General features: G+C 68.7%; 23 protein-coding genes. 16 read left to right on the top strand and 7 right to left on the bottom strand.

Going from position 1 to position 21,938, the window contains the following annotated elements:
• Positions 1–280 precede the first annotated feature (280 nt).
• Entirely contained in the window at positions 281–3,022 is a 2,742-nt protein-coding gene (gene secA / locus GGR04_RS00315; RefSeq protein ID WP_183196710.1) for a preprotein translocase subunit SecA, read from the bottom strand.
• Between the two features lie 320 nt (positions 3,023–3,342).
• Here secA and GGR04_RS00310 point away from each other — a divergent pair, with 320 nt between their 5' ends.
• From GGR04_RS00310 to GGR04_RS00290, 5 genes are all read left to right on the top strand, one after another.
• Positions 3,343–4,365, top strand: coding sequence for a peptidylprolyl isomerase (locus tag GGR04_RS00310; RefSeq protein WP_183196708.1), 1,023 nt, complete (start codon positions 3,343–3,345; stop codon positions 4,363–4,365).
• A gap of 149 nt (positions 4,366–4,514) precedes the next feature.
• Positions 4,515–5,747, top strand: coding sequence for a bifunctional glutamate N-acetyltransferase/amino-acid acetyltransferase ArgJ (gene argJ, locus GGR04_RS00305; RefSeq protein ID WP_183196706.1), 1,233 nt, complete (start codon positions 4,515–4,517; stop codon positions 5,745–5,747).
• A gap of 7 nt (positions 5,748–5,754) precedes the next feature.
• A complete protein-coding gene (locus tag GGR04_RS00300; protein WP_312857376.1) occupies positions 5,755–6,516 on the top strand; it encodes a GNAT family N-acetyltransferase in 762 nt (253 codons plus the stop codon).
• A gap of 31 nt (positions 6,517–6,547) precedes the next feature.
• Positions 6,548–6,958, top strand: a complete 411-nt coding sequence (locus tag GGR04_RS00295) for a (deoxy)nucleoside triphosphate pyrophosphohydrolase (RefSeq protein ID WP_183196702.1) — start codon at positions 6,548–6,550, stop codon at positions 6,956–6,958.
• 120 nt (positions 6,959–7,078) lie between these two features.
• Complete coding sequence (locus GGR04_RS00290; RefSeq protein WP_183196700.1) at positions 7,079–7,357, top strand: hypothetical protein; 279 nt, start codon at positions 7,079–7,081, stop codon at positions 7,355–7,357.
• Positions 7,358–7,377: 20 nt separating this feature from the next.
• Here the strand turns inward: GGR04_RS00290 and GGR04_RS00285 are convergent, their stop codons facing one another.
• The gene (locus GGR04_RS00285) at positions 7,378–8,277 is read right to left on the bottom strand and encodes a methyltransferase domain-containing protein (RefSeq protein WP_183196698.1); all 900 of its coding nucleotides are present in this window, start codon (positions 8,275–8,277) and stop codon (positions 7,378–7,380) included.
• 169 nt (positions 8,278–8,446) lie between these two features.
• On the opposite strand from GGR04_RS00285, the gene GGR04_RS00280 reads away from it, so the two are divergent.
• The 6 genes from GGR04_RS00280 to GGR04_RS00255 are packed head-to-tail and all read left to right on the top strand — an operon-like array spanning position 8,447 to position 11,451.
• Positions 8,447–9,196 carry a ComF family protein gene (locus GGR04_RS00280; RefSeq protein WP_183196696.1) on the top strand — a complete coding sequence of 250 codons (750 nt, stop codon included), beginning with the start codon at positions 8,447–8,449 and terminating at the stop codon, positions 9,194–9,196.
• A gap of 39 nt (positions 9,197–9,235) precedes the next feature.
• The gene (gene grxC, locus GGR04_RS00275) at positions 9,236–9,493 is read left to right on the top strand and encodes a glutaredoxin 3 (RefSeq protein ID WP_183196695.1); all 258 of its coding nucleotides are present in this window, start codon (positions 9,236–9,238) and stop codon (positions 9,491–9,493) included.
• Between the two features lie 40 nt (positions 9,494–9,533).
• Positions 9,534–10,394, top strand: coding sequence for a carbon-nitrogen hydrolase family protein (locus GGR04_RS00270; RefSeq protein ID WP_183196693.1), 861 nt, complete (start codon positions 9,534–9,536; stop codon positions 10,392–10,394).
• Positions 10,391–10,828, top strand: a complete 438-nt coding sequence (locus GGR04_RS00265) for a DUF1178 family protein (protein WP_183196691.1) — start codon at positions 10,391–10,393, stop codon at positions 10,826–10,828. Before GGR04_RS00270 ends, GGR04_RS00265 begins: the two co-directional genes overlap by 4 nt.
• A gap of 29 nt (positions 10,829–10,857) precedes the next feature.
• Entirely contained in the window at positions 10,858–11,148 is a 291-nt protein-coding gene (locus GGR04_RS00260) for a DUF1289 domain-containing protein (RefSeq protein ID WP_183196689.1), read from the top strand.
• A 15-nt stretch (positions 11,149–11,163) separates the two neighbouring features.
• Complete coding sequence (locus GGR04_RS00255) at positions 11,164–11,451, top strand: DUF1289 domain-containing protein (RefSeq protein WP_183196687.1); 288 nt, start codon at positions 11,164–11,166, stop codon at positions 11,449–11,451.
• Between the two features lie 25 nt (positions 11,452–11,476).
• Here the strand turns inward: GGR04_RS00255 and GGR04_RS00250 are convergent, their stop codons facing one another.
• From GGR04_RS00250 to ubiG, 5 genes are all read right to left on the bottom strand, one after another.
• Positions 11,477–11,743, bottom strand: coding sequence for a Txe/YoeB family addiction module toxin (locus GGR04_RS00250; protein WP_183196685.1), 267 nt, complete (start codon positions 11,741–11,743; stop codon positions 11,477–11,479).
• Complete coding sequence (locus tag GGR04_RS00245) at positions 11,740–12,120, bottom strand: type II toxin-antitoxin system Phd/YefM family antitoxin (protein WP_312857375.1); 381 nt, start codon at positions 12,118–12,120, stop codon at positions 11,740–11,742. Before GGR04_RS00245 ends, GGR04_RS00250 begins: the two co-directional genes overlap by 4 nt.
• Positions 12,121–12,142: 22 nt before the next feature.
• Positions 12,143–12,613 (bottom strand): Dps family protein, encoded by a 471-nt coding sequence (locus GGR04_RS00240; protein WP_183196683.1) that lies wholly within the window; start codon positions 12,611–12,613, stop codon positions 12,143–12,145.
• Between the two features lie 95 nt (positions 12,614–12,708).
• Entirely contained in the window at positions 12,709–13,191 is a 483-nt protein-coding gene (locus GGR04_RS00235; RefSeq protein ID WP_183196681.1) for a hypothetical protein, read from the bottom strand.
• 145 nt (positions 13,192–13,336) lie between these two features.
• Entirely contained in the window at positions 13,337–14,086 is a 750-nt protein-coding gene (gene ubiG, locus GGR04_RS00230; RefSeq protein WP_183196679.1) for a bifunctional 2-polyprenyl-6-hydroxyphenol methylase/3-demethylubiquinol 3-O-methyltransferase UbiG, read from the bottom strand.
• Positions 14,087–14,312: 226 nt separating this feature from the next.
• Between ubiG and GGR04_RS00225 the strand changes: the two genes are divergently transcribed.
• The 5 genes from GGR04_RS00225 (at position 14,313) to GGR04_RS00205 (ending at position 21,832) form a co-directional block, all read left to right on the top strand.
• The gene (locus GGR04_RS00225) at positions 14,313–15,566 is read left to right on the top strand and encodes an aspartate kinase (RefSeq protein ID WP_183196677.1); all 1,254 of its coding nucleotides are present in this window, start codon (positions 14,313–14,315) and stop codon (positions 15,564–15,566) included.
• Between the two features lie 92 nt (positions 15,567–15,658).
• Positions 15,659–17,926 carry a phosphoenolpyruvate--protein phosphotransferase gene (gene ptsP, locus GGR04_RS00220; RefSeq protein WP_183196675.1) on the top strand — a complete coding sequence of 756 codons (2,268 nt, stop codon included), beginning with the start codon at positions 15,659–15,661 and terminating at the stop codon, positions 17,924–17,926.
• A gap of 89 nt (positions 17,927–18,015) precedes the next feature.
• Positions 18,016–19,089 (top strand): peptide chain release factor 1, encoded by a 1,074-nt coding sequence (gene prfA, locus GGR04_RS00215; RefSeq protein ID WP_183196673.1) that lies wholly within the window; start codon positions 18,016–18,018, stop codon positions 19,087–19,089.
• Complete coding sequence (prmC, locus tag GGR04_RS00210) at positions 19,086–19,976, top strand: peptide chain release factor N(5)-glutamine methyltransferase (RefSeq protein ID WP_183198943.1); 891 nt, start codon at positions 19,086–19,088, stop codon at positions 19,974–19,976. The genes prfA and prmC overlap by 4 nt, the downstream gene beginning before the upstream one ends.
• Before the next feature lie 335 nt (positions 19,977–20,311).
• On the top strand, positions 20,312–21,832 hold the full coding sequence (locus GGR04_RS00205; RefSeq protein WP_183196672.1) for a DUF4167 domain-containing protein: 1,521 nt from the start codon (positions 20,312–20,314) through the stop codon (positions 21,830–21,832).
• Positions 21,833–21,938 lie beyond the last annotated feature (106 nt).

The raw sequence follows: 21,938 nt of genomic DNA, 5'->3' as shown, positions 1-21,938 counted from the left end.
CATTCGTGCAGCAGAAAGCCCCACGGCTCGACGTAGGAGGGGGCCCCTCGCTCGGCTCCCGTGAAGATCGCCGTCGTGGTGCTGAGGGGCCGTGCCGAGAGGCATGCTCGTGGAACGCTTCGTCATGCCGCGATGGACAGGCCGAGAGCGGGGCGATGAGCATCGCGGGCCATCGCCGACATCGACAGGAGCCTCGATCTCCTTCGCACCCACCTCATGAAAAAGGCCGCTCCCTCGCAAGGAGCGGCCTTTTCGTTCGCAGCCTGTCAGACCGACCCGTTCAGGCCGTGACGTCGTCCTGCACGTAGGCGCCGTGGCAATGCTTGAACTTCTTGCCGGAGCCGCAGGGGCAGGCCTCGTTGCGGCCGATCGGCCCCCAAGTCTCGGGGTTCGCGGGGTCGCGCTGCAGACGGTCCTCGCCGGCCGGGTTGAAGTCGGCGGTCAGGCGCTCTCCGCCATGGCCGAACTCGTCCTCGCCGGTGGTGGCGTCGATGTGGTGCGCCTGCATGAAGGGCAGCACGGGCTCCTGTGTTTCCGGCCGCACGATCTCGACCCGCGAGAGCTGCTGCGTCGTGCGCTCGCGCAGATTGTCGAGCAGCGCCTGGAAGAGCTCGAAGGCCTCCGACTTGTACTCGTTCAGCGGGTCGCGCTGCGCATAGCCACGGAAGCCGACGGCCGAGCGCAGATGGTCGAGATTGACGAGGTGCTCGCGCCAGAGCGCGTCCACCGTCTGCAGCACCACCGAGCGCTCGATGTAGCGCATGACGTCGGCGCCGAAGCGCTGCTCCTTGTCGGCGGCGGCGGCGTCGGAGGCATCGACGATGCGCTTCTTCACGTCGGCGTCGTCGATTCCCTCTTCCATCGCCCAGTCGGCCACGGGCAGGTCGAGATTGAGGATGTCGCGGATTTCCTCGGTGAGCTCCGCCGTCTCCCACTGCTCGGGATAGGCCTTCTCCGGCATGCGCTTGGCGACGAGCTGGTCGATCGTCTCGTGGCGCATGTCGGTGACGGTCTCGACCAGCGACTCCGCGTCCATCAGCTCGATGCGCTGCTCGAAGATGACCTTGCGCTGGTCATTCATCACGTCGTCGTACTTGAGCAGGTTCTTGCGGATGTCGAAGTTGCGCGCCTCGACCTTCATCTGCGCCTTCTCCAGCGCCTTGTTGATCCAGGGGTGGACGATCGCCTCGTCTTCCTTGAGCCCGAGGCGGGTCAGCATCGTGTCCATGCGCTCGGACCCGAAGATCCGCATCAGGTCGTCCTGCAGCGACAGGTAGAACTTGGAGCGGCCGGGATCTCCCTGGCGGCCGGAGCGGCCACGCAGCTGGTTGTCGATGCGGCGCGACTCGTGGCGCTCGGTGGCGAGCACGTAGAGCCCGCCCGAGGCCAGCGCCTCGTCTTTCAGTCGGGCGATATCGACCTTCAACGCCGTGATCGCGGCCTCGCGCTCGGGGCCCTCCGGCACCTCGGCGAGTTCGCGCTCGATGCGCATGTCGAGATTGCCACCGAGCTGGATGTCGGTGCCGCGACCCGCCATGTTGGTGGCGATGGTCACGGCGCCGGGGACGCCGGCCTGCGCCACGATGTAGGCTTCCTGCTCGTGGTAGCGGGCGTTCAGCACCTGGAAGTCCTTGAGGCCTTCCTTGCGCAGGCGCTCGGCCAGCATCTCGGACTTCTCGATCGAGGTCGTGCCGACGAGGATCGGCTGGCGCCGTTCGGCCGCCGCCTTGATCTCGAGCGCGATCGCCTTGAACTTCTCTTCCGCCGTCCGGTAGACCTCGTCGTGGTCGTCGATGCGCTGCACGGGGAGGTTGGTCGGGATCTCGACGACGTCGAGATTGTAGATGTCGCCGAACTCTGAGGCTTCCGTCGAGGCCGTGCCGGTCATGCCGGCGAGGCGCTTGTACATGCGGAAGTAGTTCTGGAAGGTGATCGAGGCCAGCGTCTGGTTCTCGGGCTGGACGGTGACGCCTTCCTTGGCCTCCAGCGCCTGATGCAGGCCTTCCGAGAAGCGCCGGCCCGGCATCATGCGGCCGGTGAACTCGTCGATGATGACGATCTCGTCGTTGCGGACGATGTAGTCCTTGTCGCGGTTGAACAGCCGGTGGGCCTTCAGCGCGTTGTTGACGTGATGGACGATCGTGACGTTCTCGATGTCGTAGAGCGAGTCGCCATGCAGGTGGCCGGCGGCCTCGAGCAGGCGCTCCAGCTTCTCGGTGCCGTCTTCGGTGAACGACACCTGCCGCTGCTTCTCGTCGACCTCGTAGTCCTCGACTGAGAGCTGCGGCATGAAGCCGTCGATCGTGCGGTAGAGGTCGGAGCGGTCGTCGAGCGGGCCGGAGATGATGAGCGGCGTGCGCGCCTCGTCGATGAGGATGGAGTCCACCTCGTCGATGATCGCGAAGTGGTGTCCGCGCTGCACCATCTGGTCGCGCTCGAACTTCATGTTGTCGCGCAGATAGTCGAAGCCGAGTTCGTTGTTCGTGGCGTAGGTGATGTCGCAGGCATAGGCGTCGCGGCGCTGCTCGTCGCTCAGTCCGTGCGTGATCACGCCGACGGTGAGGCCGAGGAACTTGTAGACGCGGCCCATCCACGACGAGTCGCGGATCGCCAGATAGTCGTTGACCGTGACGACGTGGACGCCGTTGCCTTCCAGCGCGGCGAGATAGACGGGCAGGGTGCCGACCAGCGTCTTGCCCTCGCCGGTGCGCATCTCGGCGATCGAGCCGCCCGCGAGCACCATGCCGCCGATCATCTGCACGTCGAAATGGCGCATGCCGAGCGCCCGCTTGGCGCCCTCGCGCACCGTGGCGAAGGCGGGCACCAACAGATCGTCGATCGTCTTGCCGCCGGCGATCTCGTCGCGGAAGGCCTGCGTCTTCGCGCGAAGCTCGTCGTCGCTCAGCCGCGACAGCTCCTCCTCGAGCGCGTTGATCTCGCGCACCGTCGGCTCGAACTTCCGGACCCGACGGGAGTTGGAGGACCCCAGCAACTTGCGGGCAAGACCGCCGAAACTCACCATCCGAAACGTCCTTCCAGGAAACTCGATATGCGGCCCTGCAAGGGTCCGCTCGTCCACCGCCGGGAGCGGGTGCGACCCGCGCATCTCCCGTGGATGCGGCTGGACTTTGAGAACGAGCGAGAGATAAGAGGGGCTCCGATCGATGTCAACGTGGCCGCGGCGCCGGCCCGGCGGCCCTCAAAACACCGCAAAGCAGGCTTTTGGCGAAGATCGAGAGGGAGCGGCCCGTCGCCGGCTCCACCGTTCCATCGCCCTTCCGCATTCCATCCCCTGCTCGGGTTCTCCCGTTTTTCCGTCCTGTACCGAAGGCTCAAGCTCTCATGATCTCTCAGCTTCGTCTGCGGCTTGCCGCGTCCGGCCTCGTGCTCCTGTCGCTGACCGCGCCGGTCCTCGCCCAGGACGCCGCGACACCGCCCGCACCGGGACAGGCGCCGGCCGCCGTGGCCCCGCCGGCACCCCCCGCGCCCGTCCCGCCGGAAACGGTGCTCGCCAAGGTCGGCACGCAGCAGATCACCGAGGGCGACCTTCTGGCCGCCACCGACGATCTCGGCCAGCAGTTCGGCCAGCTGCCGCCCGAGCAGCGCCGACTCGCGGTGCTCGCCGCGCTCATCGACATCAAGGCGCTGGCCCAGAAGGCCGAGACGGCCAAGCTCGCCGACCAGCCCGACGTCGCCAGCCGCATCGCCTTCCTGCGCGAGCGCGCGCTGCACAACGCCTATTTCGCCAAGAACGGCGTCGCGGCGATCACGGATGCCGAGCTGAAGGCGCGCTACGACGCCGAGGTCGCCGCGATGAAGCCGGTGGAGGAGCTGCACGCCAAGCACATCCTCGTGCCGACGAAGGAAGAGGCGGACGCCGCGATCAAGGAGCTCGACGCCGGCAAGGACTTCGACGCCGTGGCCGCCGAGAAGTCCACCGGCCCGTCGGGCCCGCAGGGCGGCGATCTCGGCTTCTTCGGCCCCGGCCAGATGGTGCCCGCCTTCGAGACGGCGGCCTACGCGCTGGAGCCCGGCGCCTACACCAAGACCCCGGTGCAGACCCAGTTCGGCTGGCACGTCATCAAGGTTCTGGAGAAGCGCACTCAGCAGGCGCCGGCCTTCGAGGAGGTGAAGGATCAGGTGCGCCAGCTGGTGATGCGCGAGAAGTACATCGCCATGGTGCAGGCCGCGCGCGACGAGCTGAAGGTGGACTACACCGACCCGGCGCTGAAGGCGCAGGTCGACGCGATGGAGAAGGCGATGTCGGCCTCCGGGCCGCAGGATCCGGAAGCCGCGGAAGACGCGGCCGCCGCCTCGGCCGACCCGACCCCCGTCGAAGGAGCGGCGCCCGCGCCCGCCAACTGAGCGCATTCCCCACCAAAGCCGACGGCGCCGGACCCGAGCCCCTGAGCTCGTCCGGCGCCGTCGTCGTTTCAGCGGCGTCGTGCGGCCTTGCGGCGAAGGCGCCCATCGGGCACACCGGGCGCGCCGTCACCTGCCGCAGGATCGAACCGATGTCCGCCGCCGTCTCGCCGCTCGCTCCCAAGACCTATCCCGACATGCCGACGATCGCCGGCGTCTCCATCGCCACCGGCGCGGCGGGCATCAAGTATCGCGACCGCACCGATCTCCTCCTCATGCGCTTTGCGGAGGGCACGACGGTCGCCGGCGTCTTCACGACCTCCAAATGCCCCTCGGCCCCGGTGGATCACTGCCGGCGCGCGCTCGCCGCCGGCCATGCGCGGGCGCTCGTGGTCAATTCCGGCAACGCCAACGCCTTCACCGGCCGGCGCGGCGTCGAGACCACCGACCGGACGGCGGAGGCTGCCGCCGAGGCGCTCGGCTGCGCGGCGAGCGACGTCTTCCTCGCCTCCACCGGCGTCATCGGCGAGCCGCTCGACGCCGGCCGCATCACACCGCATCTCGCCGATTTGGCAGGCCGCGCAGAGGGCGGCCTGTGGCGCGAGGCCGCCAACGCCATCATGACCACCGACACCTATCCGAAGGTTGCGACCCGAACCGCCCGCATAGGCGATGCCGTGGTGACGCTGAACGGCATCGCCAAGGGCGCCGGCATGATCGCGCCCGACATGGCGACGATGCTCTCCTTCGTCGCCACTGATGCCGCGATCGAACCCGCGGCCTTACAGGCGCTGCTCGCCGAAGCGGTGGGCCCGTCCTTCAACTCGGTGACGGTGGACAGCGACACCTCGACCTCCGACACGCTTCTCCTCTTCGCGACGGGGCAGGCCAGCCACGAGCGCGTGCTCGCAGGCGACGATCCGCGTCTCGGCGAGTTCCGCGCGGCGCTCAGCGACATGCTGCTCAACCTCGCCCGGCAGGTGGCGCGCGACGGCGAGGGCGCCCGCAAGGAGATCCAGGTGACCGTGTCGGGCGCGGTGGACGATCGCTCCGCGAAGCGCATCGCGATGTCGATCGCCAATTCGCCGCTGGTGAAGACCGCCGTCGCGGGCGAGGACGCCAACTGGGGCCGCGTCGTGATGGCCGTCGGCAAGGCCGGCGAACCCGCCGATCGCGACCGTCTGGCGATCTCGTTCGGCGGCGTGCGGGTGGCGGTCGATGGCGCCCGCGACCCGGCCTACGAGGAGGCGGCGGCAAGCGCCGAGATGCGCCGCGACGAGATCGCCATCGGCGTCGAGCTCGGCCTCGGCGAGGGCCGCTGGACGGTCTACACCTGCGATTTGACGAAGGAATACGTGGCGATCAATGGCGACTACCGGAGCTGACCCCGGCTTGCGCCTGACGGTCGTCCGGCGACTGGAAGCGGCGGGCTTCCGCGCCTGGCCGGCGACGTCGACCTTCTTCGACGGCACCTGGGCGGTGCGCATCACCACGAGCTTTCCGGCCAAGCGGCTGAATTCGGTGAACCCGCTCGATCGTTCCGACCATGCCGACATGGCCGGGCGGCTGGCGCGGGCCGGCGAGCGCTTCGCCGCGGTCGGGCGCCCGCTGATCGTGCGCCAGTCGCCGCTCTGCCCGCCGGCGCTCGTCGATCACCTCGACGCCGAAGGCTGGTCGCGCTTCGGCGAGGCGGTGGTCTACACGGCGGTGCTGGCCGATCTCGACCTCTCCGGCGCCATCGACCGCATCCCGATCCACGACGGCTGGCGCTATCTCGACGCCTCGCTCGTCGTCCACGAGCGGCCGGCAGCCCTGCGCGAGGGGCTGGCGGAGGTGCTGAACGCCATTCGCCCGCCGGCGTCCTTCTTCGTGCGCGAGAGCGAGGGGGGAGATCCCGTGGCGGTGGCGCTGGCCATCACCGACAACGATCTGGCGGGTATTCTCGACGTCGCCGTGCTGCCGAAGGTGCGGCGTCAGGGCATCGCGCGGGATCTCGTCGTCACCGCGCTTCGCCACACGCTGCATCGCGGCGCGCGCACCGGCTGGCTGCAGGTCGAGGCCGACAACGCCGCCGGCCTCGCGCTCTACCGCAATCTCGGCTTCGCCGAAGCCTATCGCTACTGCTACCGCGCGCCGCCGGGCGTCATCGTCTGAGCGCACTGTCCTCCTTGTGAAAGGGCCCGCCATGGCGACCCAACGTCTCCTCCTCGTCGCCGCCTGCGCGCTGGTCGACGCCGACCGGCGCGTGCTTCTGGCCGAGCGTCCCGAGGGCAAGTCGCTGGCTGGGCTCTGGGAGTTTCCGGGCGGCAAGGTCGAGGCTGGCGAGACGCCGGAGGAGACCCTCATTCGCGAGCTGCGCGAGGAGATCGGCATCGAGACCCGCGCCGAGTGCCTGGCGCCGCTGACCTTTGCCAGCCACACCTACGAGACGTTCCACCTCCTGATGCCGCTCTACGTCTGCCGCCGCTTCGAGGGCATCGCACAGGGGCTGGAAGGGCAGCGGCTAAAATGGGTGCGCCCACGCGACATGCGCGACTATCCGATGCCGCCGGCCGACCTGCCGCTCGTCGCTTTCCTGGAAGACCTGTTGCGCTGACATTTCATCGAATCCAATGCGTTAAGCACGTCGCTTAAAGCCGCGTTTACCGCAGCGCCGTCATTCTGGCGTCTTCGAGGCGAGCTCCCGCGAGCCCGCCGATACCATCGGAGACCGGGGATGAAGCCGACGAAACGAAGCGTTCGCCGCTGCCGCAAGCCGAGTGCCCTCGGGGCAATCGGGCGGGCCGCCCTTCTGGCCGTGCCGCTCGGTGCGGCGCTCGTGCTCGGCCTGTCTCCGCGCTCCGAGCGCGACGTGATGGCCTACGGCACGGATGGCATCGACACGATGAGCACCGGTTCGGTCTCGCCGTCGCGCTTCGCGTTCTCGTTCCAGCGTTCCGGCTCGAACGAGGGGTGCCTGCGCTTCCCCGACGGATCGCATCGCGGTTCTTGCTGATACGGACTGCGCGGCCGCGCTCAGCCCGGTTCGTCGTTTCCGTGCGGCGGCGACTTCAGCGCATCGGCGAGCCGCATCGCGGCGCTGCCGGGCTTCAGCGGCTTTTGCTGGCTGTCGTGCGGGCGCCATCCCGAGAGATAGATGACGTCGAAGGTCGCGCGCAGGCGCCCGTCCGAATCGGCGAAGCGCTCGGCATAGATCGCGGCGGCGCGCAGGAAGAGCGCGCGCCCCACCGGCCGGCGCGAGCGCGCGCTCAGCATGTTCGTCACGCCCATGGCGCGCAGGTCGCGCATCAGGTCGAAGAGCGTGTCGTAGCGCACCGTCAGCCGGTCCTGGTCGATCACCGGCAGCGCGAAGCCGGTGCGCTGGAGAAGGGCGCCGGCCTCGCGCAGATCGACGAAGGGCGCGACGCGCGGCGAGGCGCCGCCGTGCAGCTCGGCTTCCGCCGCGAGCAGCGAAGCGCGCAGCTCGCTCAACGTGTCGCCGCCGAGCAGCGCCGCGAGGAACAGCCCGTCCGGCTTCAGAGCGCGGCGGATCTGCACGAAGACGCCTGGCGTGTCGTTGGTCAAGTGAAGCGAGAGCGCGGAGGCGACGAGATCGACGCTGCCGTCGGCAAAGGGCAGCAGTTCCTCGTCTCCCACCACGGCTCCCGAGCGCTCCGCCCCGAAGGCGGCGGGATCGCGCTCCAGACGGACGAGCCGGTCGATCTGGCCGCCCGCGGCCAGCAATTGCGCGAGTTGCCCGCGATAGCCGGCGAGATCGACGCCGACCTCGAAGCGGCGCTGCACCAGCGACAGGCGCTCGGTCAGTTCCTCGGCGACCCGGCGCAGCAGGAAGTCGGCGCCAGCGACGTCTGCCCGCAGCGCGCGCAGGCGCCGGCGGTCGAGAAGCAAGCGATCGAAGGGCGGAGAGGGGATCATGCGGCCATCACGATGGGTTCAGGAGCAGCCCGGGCGGGGCGACGACGCGCCGCCGTCCCGGAGCCGAACGGGGAAAGATTATCCCTTGTAGCTGCGCCGTCGCCGAGTATCGTCAAGGCGTCGGCGACGCCAGAACGAAGCGGGCCGATGCCGTCTCGGGGAGGAACGAATGGGCAGGGTGATGCGCGGGTTCGGCGTGATCTCGGGTCCGCTCGGTCGTTTTCTCTATCCGCCGGTCTGCGCGGGCTGCGGCGGGGCGGTGACGCGCGCGGCTGCGCTCTGCGCGCCCTGCTGGTCCGGGCTGCACTTCATCGAGCGGCCCTACTGCGAGGTTCTCGGCTCGCCCTTCTCCTTCGATCTCGGACGCGGCTTCCTGTCGGCGGAGGCGATCGCCGAGCCGCCCGTCTTCGCGCGGTTGCGCGCCGCGGTGATCTACGGCGACCTCGCCGGGCGGCTCGTCGCGTCGCTGAAATATTCCGATCGCACCGATCTCGTGCCGCTGATGGCGGGCTGGATGAGCCGGGGCGGGCGCGAGCTGATCGCCGAGGCCGGGGTGGTCGTTCCCGTGCCGCTGCATCCCGGACGCCTGTTCCGCCGCCGCTTCAACCAGTCGGCGGAGTTGGCGCGGGCGCTGGCGGGGCACGAGCGGCTGCCCTTCGCGCCGGTGAGCCTGCGGCGCATCCGCTCGACCCGCTCGCAGGTCGGCCTCGGGCCGCAGGAGCGGCTCGCCAACGTGCGCGGCGCCTTCCTCGTGCCGCCCGAGCGCGCCGACGACATCCGCGGTCGGCGCGTCCTCCTCGTCGACGACGTCTTCACCACCGGGGCCACCGTCTCGGCCGCGGCGCGCGCCCTGAAGCGCGCCGGCGCCGCCGAGGTCGATGTTCTCGTCTTCGCAAGGGTTGCGGCGGACGCGCGTTGACCGCATATCCACGCGACGTCAGCCCTTGGGATCACCACGATGCCGCCCGTCACCATCTACACCCGGCCGTTCTGCGGATATTGCAGCCGCGCCAAGCAGCTTCTCAGCGCCAAGGGCGTCGCCTTCGACGAGAAGGACGCGGGCGTCGATCCCGCCTTCCGTCAGGAGATGATGCAGCGCGCGCCCGGCCGCTCCACCTTCCCGCAGATCTTCATCGGCGAGACGCATGTCGGCGGCTGCGACGATCTCGTGGCGCTCGACCGGGCCGGCAAGCTCGACCCGATGCTGGCCGCCTGAGCGCACCCTCCTTCGCCGCAACCAAAGTCCGGACCCCGCCATGACCGTCTTTCAGGCTGCCGTCGTACAGATGCGCTCGGGCACCGAGCCCGCCCGAAACGCCGAGGCGCTCGAGCGGCTGGTCGGCGAGGCCGCGGGCCGCGGCGCCGAATACGTGCAGACACCGGAAATGACCGGCCTCCTCTGCCGCGATCGCGAGGCGATGCGCGCGACGCTGCGGGACGAAGCGAGCGACCCGATCGTCCAGGCCGCCCGGGCGCTGGCCCGGCGCCACGCCATCACGCTCCATATCGGATCCACCGCCATTGCGGCGCCGGACGGAATGGCGGCCAACCGTGCCTTCCTCATCGGCCCGGACGGCGAGATCGTCGAGACCTACGACAAGATCCACATGTTCGACGTCGATCTCGACAATGGCGAGAGCTGGCGCGAATCCGCGACCTACCTGCCGGGCACCCGCTCCGGGCTGGCCGATCTGGAGCTGCGCGACGGGCCGGTGCGCCTCGGTTTTGCGGTCTGCTACGACATGCGCTTTCCCGAACTCTTCCGGGCGCAGGCGCTCGCCGGCGCCGAGGTGCTGACGGCGCCCGCCGCCTTCACGCGCCAGACCGGCGAGGCGCACTGGCATGTGCTGCTGCGGGCCCGCGCCATCGAGAACAACGCCTTCACGATCGCCGCTGCGCAGGGCGGTCGGCACGAGGACGGGCGCGAGACCTATGGCCATTCGATCGTGATCGATCCGTGGGGCCGCGTCATCGCCGAGGTGAAGGGCGACGAGCCCGGCCTGGCGACGGCCTCGATCGACACGGCGCTGGTGAGCTCGATTCGAACCAAGATCCCCAACCTGAAGAACCGTCGCCCCTTCGACGAGCCGGCCGTTCGCACGCGTGCACCCACATGATCCGCTACGCGCTGCGCTGTGAGCCGGAGGGCCATGCGTTCGACGGCTGGTTTCGCAGCGGCGCCGATTTCGACGCTCAGGCGGCTCGCGGCTTGCTGGAATGTCCGGCCTGCGGATCTTCGACTGTCGCCAAGGCCCTGATGCGACCGGCGGTCGGCGCTTCCGCCGTGGCACCTGCCTCGACCGAAGCCGTCGCCCGCCCGCCGGCCGAGATGGTGGCCCTCTACCGGCAGATGCAGGAGATGGCGCGGGAGGTGCGCGCCAAGGCCGACTATGTCGGGCCGAACTTCGCGGAAGAGGCGCGCCGTATCCACTACGGCGAGAGCGAGGAACGCCGCATCTACGGCGAGGCGACGGCGCCGCAGGTGAAGGGCCTTCTGGAGGAGGGCATCGCCGCGCTTCCGCTTCCCGCCTTGCCCGAAGACAAGAACTGAAGGCGGCGGCCGACACCGCTGGAGACACCATGGCCAAGACCTGGGCAAAAGCCCCGTCGCCCTGCATCGACGTCTGCAAGTTCCGCGACGGCGGCGAATGCATCGGTTGTCGAATGACCAAGCCCGAGAAGAAGGCCTTCAAGCGGCTGGCGGGCAAGACCGCGAAGAAGGCGTTCTTCCTTGTTCTGGCGGAGCGGCTGGAGGCCAAGGGCCGCTACGCCTACTGGTCGCGCATGTATCGCCGCCGCTGCGAGCGCAAGGATCGGCCCTGTCCGCTCGACAAGCTCGAACGGCCGGCCGAAGCCTCGCAGGCTGGCTGAGAAGGGGAGGCCGCCATGTCCGAGACGACAAGCCAGACCGACGCGCTGTGGGCGGACGCTCCGAGCCCGTGCGTCGACGTCTGCAAGTACAAGCGCGCCGGTCGCTGCGTCGGCTGCATGATGACCAAGGCCGAGAAGGACAGCTTCCCCCGAGCCGGGCAGGCGGAAGCCAAGAAGCGCTTCTTCGAAGCGCTTCTGGCGCGGCTGGAGGCCGAGCACAAGAACCCGGCCTTCTGGGTCATCGCCTATCGCCGCAAGTGCGAGGCGGAGGGCGTGGCCTGTCCGCTGGACGCCGACGCTTAGTTGGCCGAGCACTCGGCCGATTCGCTCAATAGTGAAACCGGCATTGAGCGATCTCGATCGCCTGATCGTCCTTCGAACCGCGAATGCGGTACACCAGGCGGTGATCGCTGGTGATCCGGCGAGACCACCATCCGGATAGATCGCCCTTCAGCGGCTCGGGCTTTCCAAGACCGACGAAGGGGGTGCGCATCGCCGAGCGGATCAGTTCGTTGATCCTGCCGATGATGACAGGGTCATGGATCTGCCAATCGAGATAGTCGGTCCAGGCGTTCTGCGACCAAACGATCTTCACGTCTCATCGACCAGCGCTCGTTCCACACCACCACAGGCATCGAGTTCATCTATCGACTGCAGGAGACGAGTGGCATTCGCAGGGCTTCGGAGAAGATGGATGGTCTCCTGAAGGCCCTCGTACTCCTCTTCGGACATCACCACCATCGACCTGCCTTTTCGGCGGGTGACGATCAGCGGAGCGCGGGAGTCCGTCACTTCGTCGAAGTGCTTCGCGAGGTTCTGACGAAATTCGGTAAAGCCAACATGGGTCATGACGACGCTCGCTCCATTCTGTACGATCATCGGTACAGATGGTGATGTCGTCAAGTCGATGCGATAGCCTTCAAGCTCGCAATGGAAAAAGCCCGCCGATCGCTCGGGCGGGCCTTCCATCATTCCGGCGAAGTGTCGGCTACGACTACTTCAGGTGGGCGCGCAGCATCCAGGCGAACTTGTCGTGGATCTCGATGCGGCCGGTCGCCAGATCGTTCGTCGCCCAGTCGCCATGCTCCTCGGCAACCTGCGCGAGCGAGGAGAGGGTGGACGACAGGGTCTCCTGGTCCTTCAGGAGGACCTCGATCATCGTGCGCGCGTCGGCGTGGCCGTCATGCTCCTCGATGGCGGAGCGCTCGAGGAAGACCGAGTAGCGGCCCTCGGCATGCGCGTCGAACGCCTTGATGCGCTCGGCGAGGAGATCCTGGCCCTCGAAATGATCCTCGTAGATCTTCTGGAACAACTCGTGCAGCGGTCCGAAGCTCATGCCCGTGACGTTCCAGTGGAAGTTCTGGGCCTTCAAGGTCTCGACATTCGTCTCGGCCAGCGCCTGCGTCAGACCGTTGACGATGTCTTCCTTGGCGGCGGGTTCGATCTTCGCGGCGACGAGGCCCATGGGATTCTCCTGTGGTGAGCAGCCGAACGGGCTGTTTGGAATGATTCCAATCTATGCGCGAACGATCGCGGCTTCAAGTCTAATTTTGAATCATTCTAAACTGCGCGGGTTTCGTCGAGCGCCTCGACCATGCGAGCCGACAGGAACCGCATCCACCGGCGCGCCGAGCCCTTCACCCGCCAGCCGACGAGGGCCCCGGCGAGCTTGTCCTCGCCGCCGCGCCACGCGTCGAGCAGCCGGATCAGCCAGAGTTCGTCGTCGCCCACGGCACGCGCGCCCGGCCGATAGATCGTCATCTCGCCGGTGGCGTTGTCGCAGAGGCCGCGGAAGAAGGCGGTGGCATAGCGATCCAGCGACACCGCGGGCTGGCCGGCCAGCACGTAGCAGGCCTGGTCGAGATCGGGCTTGGGGGCCAGCTGCGAGCGAAGCGCGAGCCAGCGAAGGCGCTCGAGATCCAGCCGCTGCGTCTCGCTCAGCTGGCGCGGAGCGGCGATGCGATCGGCGGTCGGACAACGCGGGAAAGCCAGAACCGCGGCGCTGCCGGAGGGGCCGTCGGTCCGCATCGAAGTCGCTGCCATGCCGTATCCTGCTCCCGCCCTCGCGCGTCGCGCGCGCCGAGCGTCAAACTTGACTGCAATCTGAAGCATTCCATAGCAGACCGCCCGCCGGGCCGGAAGGCCGAGCGGGCGGAAAAGGGGATGCCGGATCGTGGTGTGTCGCGGCTCAGGCGATGCGCCGGCCGAGCACCATGTAATTGACGTCCGTGTCGCGCGAGCGCCGCCATTCGTCGGCCAGCGGATGGTAGACGATGCCGGTCTCGTCGATCATCTCGATGCCTTCGCCGCGCAACGGCGTCTCGATCTCGGCCGGTCGCACGAGCTTGGAATATTGATGCGTGCCCTTCGGCAGCCAGCCGAGCACGTACTCGGCGCCGACGATGGCGAAGGTCATCGCCTTGAAGGTGCGGTTGATCGTGGCGACGAGAATCAGCCCGCCCGGCTTCACCATGCGCGCGGCCGAGCGCAGGAAGAAATCGACGTCGGAGACGTGCTCCACCACTTCGAGCGCCAGCACCACGTCGAAGCGCTCGCCGGCCGCCTCCAGCGCTTCGGCCGTCTCGGCACGGTAGTCCACCGTGACGCCGCTCTGCTCGGCGTGGAGCTTTGCCACCTCGATGTTGGTGACGGAGGCGTCGGCTCCCACGACCTCGGCGCCGAGGCGGGCGAGGGGTTCGGCGATCAGCCCGCCGCCACAGCCGATGTCGAGCATGCGTAGACCCTCGAAGGGGCGTATCGAGCGCAGGTCGGAGCCGAAGTTCATCGCCACCTGCTCGCGGATGTAGGCGAGGCGGACGGGGTTGAACTTGTGCAGCGGCTTGAACTTGCCGGTGGGGTTCCACCATTCCGCCGCCTGCCGCGAGAAGCGCTCCACCTCGTCGGCGTCCACACTCGTCTGCCGCGCGTCCATCGTCATCTCGCCTCGCCTCGCCTGTCGTCGGTCCACCGGATGTTCCGCCGTGGGCGCCAAAGTCAAGCGGGCGGCTTCGGGGGTCGCCTTGCGAAAAGGTCGCGCTTCGGCTACCTCCGGCCCGCCTGCTGCTCCGGCGTCCGCTTCTTTTTGCGGGCGAGACCGGGGTCGTGGCTTGTCTTTCCTTGAGGATCCCGGCCGATCGGCGATCCCCCGCAGTCTCGATGGGGTCATGGCGCGTCTCGTTCTCAAGTTCGGCGGCACATCCGTCGCCGATATCGCCCGGATCCGCAACGTCGCCCGCCACGTGAAGCGCGAAGTCGACGCCGGCCATCAGGTGGCCGTGGTGGTCTCCGCCATGTCCGGCAAGACCAACGAGCTCGTCGGCTGGTGCACCGAGGCCTCGCCCATGCACGACGCCCGCGAATACGACGCGGTGGTCGCCTCGGGCGAGCAGGTGACGGCCGGACTGCTGGCCATCACCCTGCAGAACATGGGCGTCAACGCCCGCTCCTGGATGGGCTGGCAGATCCCGATTCGCACCGACGGCGCGCATGGCGCCGCCCGCATCCAGGAGATCGACGGCGCTGAGATCGTGCGCCGCTTTGGCGAGGGGCAGGTGGCGGTGATCGCCGGCTTCCAGGGTCTGGCGCCCGACAACCGGATCGCCACGCTCGGACGCGGCGGCTCCGACACCTCGGCCGTCGCGATCGCGGCGGGCCTGAAGGCCGACCGCTGCGACATCTACACGGATGTCGACGGCGTCTACACGACCGATCCGCGCATCGAGCCCAAGGCCCGGCGCCTCGCCCGGATCTCGTTCGAGGAAATGCTGGAGATGGCCTCGCTCGGTGCCAAGGTGCTGCAGGTCCGCTCCGTGGAACTGGCGATGGTCCACAAGGTGCGCACCTTCGTGCGTTCCTCCTTCGAGGACCCGGACGCGCCCGGCATGGGAGACCTTCTCAACCCGCCGGGCACTCTCATTTGCGACGAGGATGAAATCGTGGAACAGCAGGTCGTCACCGGCATCGCCTACGCCAAGGACGAGGCGCAGATCTCGCTGCGCCGGGTCGAGGACCAGCCTGGCGTCGCCGCCGCCATCTTCGGCCCGCTGGCCGATGCCGGCGTCAACGTCGACATGATCGTCCAGAACATCTCCGAGGACGGCACCCGCACCGACATGACCTTCACCGTGCCGGCCGGCGACCTCGCCAAGGCGACGGCCGTGCTGGAGGACGCGAAGTCGACCATGCGCTTCGACGTGATCCAGTCGGAGAAGGGGCTGACCAAGGTCTCGGTGATCGGCATCGGCATGCGCTCGCACACCGGCGTCGCGGCCACCGCGTTCAAGGCGCTGGCCGGCCGGGGCATCAACATCCGCGCCATCACCACGTCCGAGATTAAGATCTCAATCCTCATCGACGGCGAGTTCTCGGAACTCGCGGTGCGTACCTTGCATTCCGTGTACGGTCTCGACAAAGCTTGAACGGACGCGACACGCGAGGGTCGTGCCGGCCGTGGCGCGGGCGGGTTTCGTCCGCGCGACATGACTCCTCCGACTGACGGAAGACGCCTCAGATGCGAAGCGACTCCTCGGGACCGCGCCTCCTCATGCGCCGGATCAGGGAACTGATGGCCGAGCCGTTGGAGCCCCAGGCCCGGCTCGACGAAATCGTCCGCCAGATCGCCGCCAACATGGTGGCGGAAGTCTGCTCGCTCTACGTCCTGCGCGCCGACGGCGTGCTCGAACTCTACGCCACCGAGGGCCTCAATCCCGGCTCCGTGCATCTGGCGCAACTGCGCCTCGGCGAGGGGCTGGTCGGCACGATCGCGGCGACGGCCCGCGCGCTCAACCTGCAGGACGCGCAGAAGCACCCGGCCTTCACCTACCTGCCGGAGACGGGCGAGGAGATCTTCGCCTCCTTCATGGGCGTGCCGATCCTGCGGGCCGGTCGCACGCTCGGCGTGCTCGTGGTGCAGAACAAGGAAAAGCGCGTCTACAAGGACGAGGAGACCGAGGCGCTGGAAACGGTGGCCATGGTCGCCGCCGAGATGATCGCGGCCGGCAGCCTCGAAGGCCTGTCGCGGCCCGGCGTCGTGCTCGATCTCTCGCGCCCCGTGCATTTCAACGGCATCGCGCTCGCCGACGGCATCGGGCTTGGCCACGTCATCCTGCACGAGCCGCGTGTCGTCGTCACCAACCTCTTCAACGAGGATGCCGACGCCGAGATGACGCGGCTGGAGAAGGCGCTGTCGTCCCTGCGCATCTCCATCGAGGACATGCTCTCGCGTCGCGACATGGCGGCCGAAGGCGAGCACCGCGCCGTGCTCGAGGCCTACCGCATGTTCGCGCATGATCGCGGCTGGGTCCGGCGGCTGGAGGAATCCGTGCGCAACGGCCTCACCGCCGAGGCCTCGGTCGAGAAGGTGCAGAACGACATGCGCGCGCGCATGATGCACATGACCGACCCCTATCTGCGCGAGCGCCTGCACGATTTCGACGATCTCGCCAACCGGCTGCTGCGCGAGCTGATGGGCCGGGCCGGCGATCTCTTCGGCGAGGGGGCGAGCGGCGACGCGGTGATCGTGTCGCGCTCGATGGGTGCGGCCGAACTCCTCGACTATCGCCGCGAGCAGATCCGCGGGCTCGTGCTGGAAGAGGGCGCGCCGACGAGCCACGTCGTGATCGTGGCGCGCGCGCTCGGCATCCCCGTGGTGGGGCAGGTGAAGGGCGCCGTCTCCATGGCGGAGAAGGGCGACGCCATCATCGTCGACGGCGAGGAGGGGAGCGTCCATCTGCGCCCGCCCGCCGACATCGAGAAGACCTTCGCCGAGCGCGTGCAGTTCCGCGCCAAGCGGCAGGAGCGCTACAAGGCGCTGCGCGACGTGGCGGCCTGCACCAAGGACGGTCAGCCGATCGACCTCCTGATGAATGCCGGCCTGCTCGTCGACCTGCCGCAGCTGGAAGCCGCGGGCGCGGCGGGCATCGGCCTGTTCCGCACCGAACTCCAGTTCATGATCGCCTCGACGCTGCCCAAGACCAGCGATCAGGAGCGGCTCTACGCCTCGGTGCTCGATGCCGCCGACGGGCGGCCGGTGACGTTCCGCACGCTCGACATCGGCGGCGACAAGGTGCTGCCCTATCTGCACCATTCGCCGGAGGAGAACCCGGCGCTTGGCTATCGCGCGTTGCGGCTGGCGCTGGATCGCCCCGGCCTCATGCGAACGCAGCTGCGCGCGCTCCTGAAGGCGGCGGGCGGACGCGAGTTGCGCGTGATGTTCCCGATGGTGACCGATCTCGACGAGCTGCGGAAGGCGCGCGACCTGATCTCGCGCGAGTTCAAGCACCTGACGCGCTTCGCTCACGTGATGCCGAAGCGCCTGAAGCTCGGCGCGATGATCGAGGTCCCCTCGCTCCTCTTCCAGCTGGACGAGTTGATGCAACTCGTTGATTTCGTGTCGATCGGCTCGAACGACCTGTTCCAGTTCTTCTGCGCCGTCGATCGCGGCAACGCGCAGATCTCCGGCCGCTTCGACGATTTGTCGACGCCCTTCATGCGCGCGTTGAAGGACATTCTCGACGCCGGTCAGCGCAACTCCGTGTCGGTGACCCTCTGCGGCGAGATGGCGGGTCGCCCGCTCTCGGCCATGGCGTTGATCGGGCTGGGGTTCCGCTCCATATCGATGACCTCGTCGGCGATCGGTCCGGTGAAGGCGATGCTGCTGGATCTCGACGCCGAGAAGCTCCACAAGGCGGTCATGATGCATCTCGGCGACAAGCACCCCCGGCAGACCTTCCGGCAGATGCTGGAAGAGTTCGCCGCCGCCAACGCCATCATCTGCTGACGACGCGGCCGCGCGGCGCGCCTGCCGACGCCTCGGGGCATCCCGGTGCGGGAGCGGGCGAGACCGCCGCCGCATCCTGAAAGACACGCATGGCCATTCTGCCCGAACAGACGATGACCGAGATCCTGCGCCGTGCCGAGGATCTTCACGCGCAGATGGCGTCGGGGCCCGATCACGAGACCTATGCGCGCATCGCCGCCGAGTATTCTTCGCTGGAGGATGTCGTCGCGGGTATCCGCGCCTATCGTGCGAACGAGCGGGAACTGGCCGACCTTCGCCAGCTTCTCGTCGATCCCACCGCCGACCGCGAGATGCGCGACCTCGCGGCATCGGAGATCGACGAGCTGGAGGAGCGGCTGGAAGGGCTGCGCAGCGAGGTGATGATCCTGCTGCTACCCAAGGACGCCGCCGACGCGAAGGGCGCCATCCTTGAAATCCGCGCCGGCACCGGCGGCTCGGAGGCCGGGCTCTTCGCGGGCGACCTTTTTCGCATGTATCAGCGCTACGCCGACGCGCGGGGCTGGCGCATCGAGGTGCTGGAAGCCTCCGAGGGCGAGGCGGGCGGCTATCGCGAGGTCGTGGCCTCGGTGAAGGGCGTCGGCGTCTTCTCGCGCATGAAGTTCGAGAGCGGCGTTCACCGGGTGCAGCGCGTGCCCGCCACCGAGAGCCAGGGCCGCATTCACACCTCGGCCGCCACCGTCGCGGTGCTGCCGGAGGCCGAGGAGGTCGACATCGACATCCGTCCCGAGGATATCCGCATCGACACGATGCGCGCTTCGGGATCGGGCGGCCAGCACGTCAACACCACCGACTCGGCGGTGCGCATCACGCATCTTCCGACCGGCATCATGGTGACGTCGTCCGAGAAGTCGCAGCATCAGAACCGCGCGCGCGCCATGCAGGTGCTGCGCGCGCGCCTCTTCGACATCGAGCGCAACCGGGTGGATAGCGAGCGCTCGGCCGACCGGCGCGCCCAGATCGGCTCGGGCGACCGGTCCGAACGCATCCGAACCTACAATTTCCCGCAAGGGCGGGTCACCGACCACCGCATCAACCTGACCCTCTACAAGCTGGACCGGGTGATCGAAGGCGAGATGGACGAGCTGATCGACGCGCTCGTCGCCGACGATCAGGCGGCGCGTCTCGCGGCGGTGGGCAACTGACGACGCCCGAGACGGTCTCGGCGGTTCTTGCCGATCTGCGCACCCGCTTTCGGGTCGCGGGGCTGGCGACACCTGAACTCGACGCGCGGCTTCTCGTCATGGACACGCTCGGCCTCGACGCCGCGGCGCTAATCCTGCGCGGCGATGGCGCGGTGAGTGCGAGCGATCACGAGCGGCTGGAGGCGAGAGCCACGCGCCGGCTCGGCGGCGAGCCCGTTCACCGCATTCTCGGGCGGCGCGCCTTCTTCGACCACGAGTTCGCCTTGTCGCCGGAGACGCTGGAGCCGCGCCCCGACACGGAGGTGCTCGTGCTGCTTGCCGATGAAGCGCTGCGGGCAAGCCGTCCGGCGCCCGTCTTCGCCGATGTCGGGACGGGCACGGGCGCCATCGGCGTGTCGCTTCTGGCGCTGGATCCCGCGCGCATCTGCGTCGCGGTGGACCTTTCGGCCGGCGCGCTCGCAACCGCCATTCGCAACGCAGGCTTGGCGGGAACCGCCGCGCATTTCCTGCCGGTGGCCGGCGACTACCTCGCCGCCTTCGCACCGGCCTCGCTGGACGCCGTGGTGTCCAACCCGCCCTACATTCCCTGCGCGGAGATCGACGGACTGGCGCCGGAGGTCCGCCGCTTCGATCCGATGCTGGCACTCGACGGCGGGGCGGACGGCCTCGACGCCTACCGCCGCATCGCCGCCGAATCAGCCGATGGCCTGAGGGCGGGCGGCGATCTGCTGTTCGAGATCGGCCTCGGCCAGGAAGCGGACGTGCGGGCGATCTGTGCGGCGAGGGGATTCGTCTGGCGCGAGACACGCCGCGATCTCGCCGGGATCGCGCGCGCTTTGTGGTTCCGACGCGACATCGACGGGGCAGAACCCGCCAAATCGCCCTGAAGACAGGGGGTTGCGGCGAATGGCTCTTGTCTGTCACCGGACGAAAGATTAGGACTGAAGCAATAGACGGGGCGATCGAGGGGACATCCCTTGCGCCGGAGCGCCGATGGCCCTCCGAAGGCGGGATGCTCGATGGAAGCTCCGTCCCGTCCGTCACGTCGGCGATGGGGATCGCCGGACTGGACCGAACATTTCCAGAACGAGCGTCGCAGGCCGGGTTTCGAACCCGTCGGCCAGGCTCCAGACGAAGACCGTGCGAGGCGGCGACAGCCAGGTTCTCGCGATGTGGGGCCCCAGCCGGCCAGCTGCCGGATGATCCAGAAGACAGGAAGAGCATGAGGCCAGGACAGCAGCAGAACAAGCAGCAGCAACAGCAGCGCATGCGCGGTCGTGGGCGCAAGGGCCCCAACCCGATGTCCCGCTCCTTCGAGTCGAACGGTCCCGACGTCAAGATCCGCGGCACCGCCCAGCACATCGCCGACAAGTATACGACGCTCGCGCGCGACGCCGCGGCCTCGGGCGACCGGGTGATGGCCGAGAACTACCTGCAGCATGCCGAGCACTACGGCCGCATCGTCGCCGCGGCGCAGGGGCAGTTCCAGCCCTCGCAGCCCGAGCGCGACTTCGACGACATGGACGACGAGATGGAGGAGGGCGGCGAGGCCGCGCCGTCCGGCTCCCAGGGCGGCGGATACCAAGGCGGCGGATACCAGGGCGATCGTCCGCAGGGCGGCTACAATCAGCAAGCCGGGTTCAACAACCAGAACGCCCGCGACCGCGACAACGGACGCGACGGCGGCCCGCGCGACGCCAGCCCGCAGCGCGGCGAGCGCGATTTCAACCGCCCGAACGAGCGTCGCGAGAATCGCGACCGCAACTTCCAGAATCGGGACGGCCAGAATCGTGATGGCCAGAACCGGGAAGGGCAGGGTCGCGAGAACCAGCCGCGTGACGGCCAGAACCGCGAATGGCAGAACCGCGACGGTCAGAACCGTGGCGATGGCCAGAACCGTGACAACCCCAACCGGGACAATCAGGGTCGCGACGGGCAAGGTCGCGACGGGCAGAACCGGGACAACCAGAACCGCGGTGACGGTCAGAACCGCGAGTGGCAGAACCGCGAGCAGCCGAACCGGGACGGCCAGAACCGGGAGGGCCAGAACCGGGAGGGCCAGAACCGGGACAACCAGAACCGGGATCGTGCCGAGCCCGTCAACGGCACCGGCCCGCAGCCTTTCGTCGAGGCGGGCGGTGGCGAGCAGCCGACGCGCACCGAAGGCACGCGGGAAAGCCGTCGCGAGAACCGTCGCGATCGTCCGCGTCTGAACGACCGCAGCGGCGAGCGCCGCTTCGAGGAGCGCTTCAGCCGTCCGCGATCGGGCGAGGAGAGCCGCGACGATGGCTCGGCGCCGACCGGTGCGGCCGAGCCCGTCGCTGCGTCGCCGGCGCCCGCCGCGCCCGCGGAAGCGAACCGCGCGCCGATGCCGGAAGCGGCGTCGATCCAGCCGTCCGTCGCGCCCGCTGCCGCCGAGCCCGCCGGCGAAGCGTCCGCCGAGCCGCGCCGTCGCGGCCGTCCGCGGCGTGATCGCTCCGAGAGCGACGTGACCGCCGATCTGCCGTCCGGTCCGTCCGAGAGCCCGGCAACGGTTTCGGCCGCCGTCGCGCCCGAAGTTCCCGCGCCCGAGCCGAAGCGCCGGGCCGCCAAGGCGCCGGAAGCCGAGGTTGAAGCCACCGATGCTGCGGCTTCGCCCAAGCGCCGTCCCGGTCGCCCGCGCAAGAAGAAGGGCGAGGGCGACGACGCCGCCGAGGGAGACGAGGGGCATCTGCCGGCCTTCCTGCTGGCATCGAACGGCTGATCGTCAGCGGTTTCACGGCTCGATGAGAAAAGGCCCGGCAGCGATGCCGGGCCTTCTTCGTTTGCGGTCGCGGCGTTGCGTCGGGCCCGGAAGACCGGACGCAGGG

The sequence above is a fragment of the Aureimonas pseudogalii genome (genome assembly GCF_014196835.1).
In the GTDB taxonomy this organism is placed as follows: Bacteria; Pseudomonadota; Alphaproteobacteria; order Rhizobiales; family Rhizobiaceae; genus Aureimonas; species Aureimonas pseudogalii.
The sequence above is the reverse complement of the archived record's forward strand: the minus strand, read 5'-3'. Positions and strand labels throughout refer to the sequence as shown.

Coding starts and splice junctions, on each gene's coding strand:
- secA (WP_183196710.1), bottom strand. CDS start 3,022: ATGGTGAGTTTCGGCGGTCTTGCCCGCAAGTTGCTGGGGTCCTCCAAC.
- GGR04_RS00310 (WP_183196708.1), top strand. CDS start 3,343: ATGATCTCTCAGCTTCGTCTGCGGCTTGCCGCGTCCGGCCTCGTGCTC.
- argJ (WP_183196706.1), top strand. CDS start 4,515: ATGTCCGCCGCCGTCTCGCCGCTCGCTCCCAAGACCTATCCCGACATG.
- GGR04_RS00295 (WP_183196702.1), top strand. CDS start 6,548: ATGGCGACCCAACGTCTCCTCCTCGTCGCCGCCTGCGCGCTGGTCGAC.
- GGR04_RS00290 (WP_183196700.1), top strand. CDS start 7,079: ATGAAGCCGACGAAACGAAGCGTTCGCCGCTGCCGCAAGCCGAGTGCC.
- GGR04_RS00285 (WP_183196698.1), bottom strand. CDS start 8,277: ATGATCCCCTCTCCGCCCTTCGATCGCTTGCTTCTCGACCGCCGGCGC.
- GGR04_RS00280 (WP_183196696.1), top strand. CDS start 8,447: ATGGGCAGGGTGATGCGCGGGTTCGGCGTGATCTCGGGTCCGCTCGGT.
- grxC (WP_183196695.1), top strand. CDS start 9,236: ATGCCGCCCGTCACCATCTACACCCGGCCGTTCTGCGGATATTGCAGC.
- GGR04_RS00270 (WP_183196693.1), top strand. CDS start 9,534: ATGACCGTCTTTCAGGCTGCCGTCGTACAGATGCGCTCGGGCACCGAG.
- GGR04_RS00265 (WP_183196691.1), top strand. CDS start 10,391: ATGATCCGCTACGCGCTGCGCTGTGAGCCGGAGGGCCATGCGTTCGAC.
- GGR04_RS00260 (WP_183196689.1), top strand. CDS start 10,858: ATGGCCAAGACCTGGGCAAAAGCCCCGTCGCCCTGCATCGACGTCTGC.
- GGR04_RS00255 (WP_183196687.1), top strand. CDS start 11,164: ATGTCCGAGACGACAAGCCAGACCGACGCGCTGTGGGCGGACGCTCCG.
- GGR04_RS00245 (WP_312857375.1), bottom strand. CDS start 12,120: ATGATGGAAGGCCCGCCCGAGCGATCGGCGGGCTTTTTCCATTGCGAG.
- GGR04_RS00240 (WP_183196683.1), bottom strand. CDS start 12,613: ATGGGCCTCGTCGCCGCGAAGATCGAACCCGCCGCCAAGGAAGACATC.
- GGR04_RS00235 (WP_183196681.1), bottom strand. CDS start 13,191: ATGGCAGCGACTTCGATGCGGACCGACGGCCCCTCCGGCAGCGCCGCG.
- ubiG (WP_183196679.1), bottom strand. CDS start 14,086: ATGACGATGGACGCGCGGCAGACGAGTGTGGACGCCGACGAGGTGGAG.
- GGR04_RS00225 (WP_183196677.1), top strand. CDS start 14,313: ATGGCGCGTCTCGTTCTCAAGTTCGGCGGCACATCCGTCGCCGATATC.
- ptsP (WP_183196675.1), top strand. CDS start 15,659: ATGCGAAGCGACTCCTCGGGACCGCGCCTCCTCATGCGCCGGATCAGG.
- prfA (WP_183196673.1), top strand. CDS start 18,016: ATGGCCATTCTGCCCGAACAGACGATGACCGAGATCCTGCGCCGTGCC.
- GGR04_RS00205 (WP_183196672.1), top strand. CDS start 20,312: ATGAGGCCAGGACAGCAGCAGAACAAGCAGCAGCAACAGCAGCGCATG.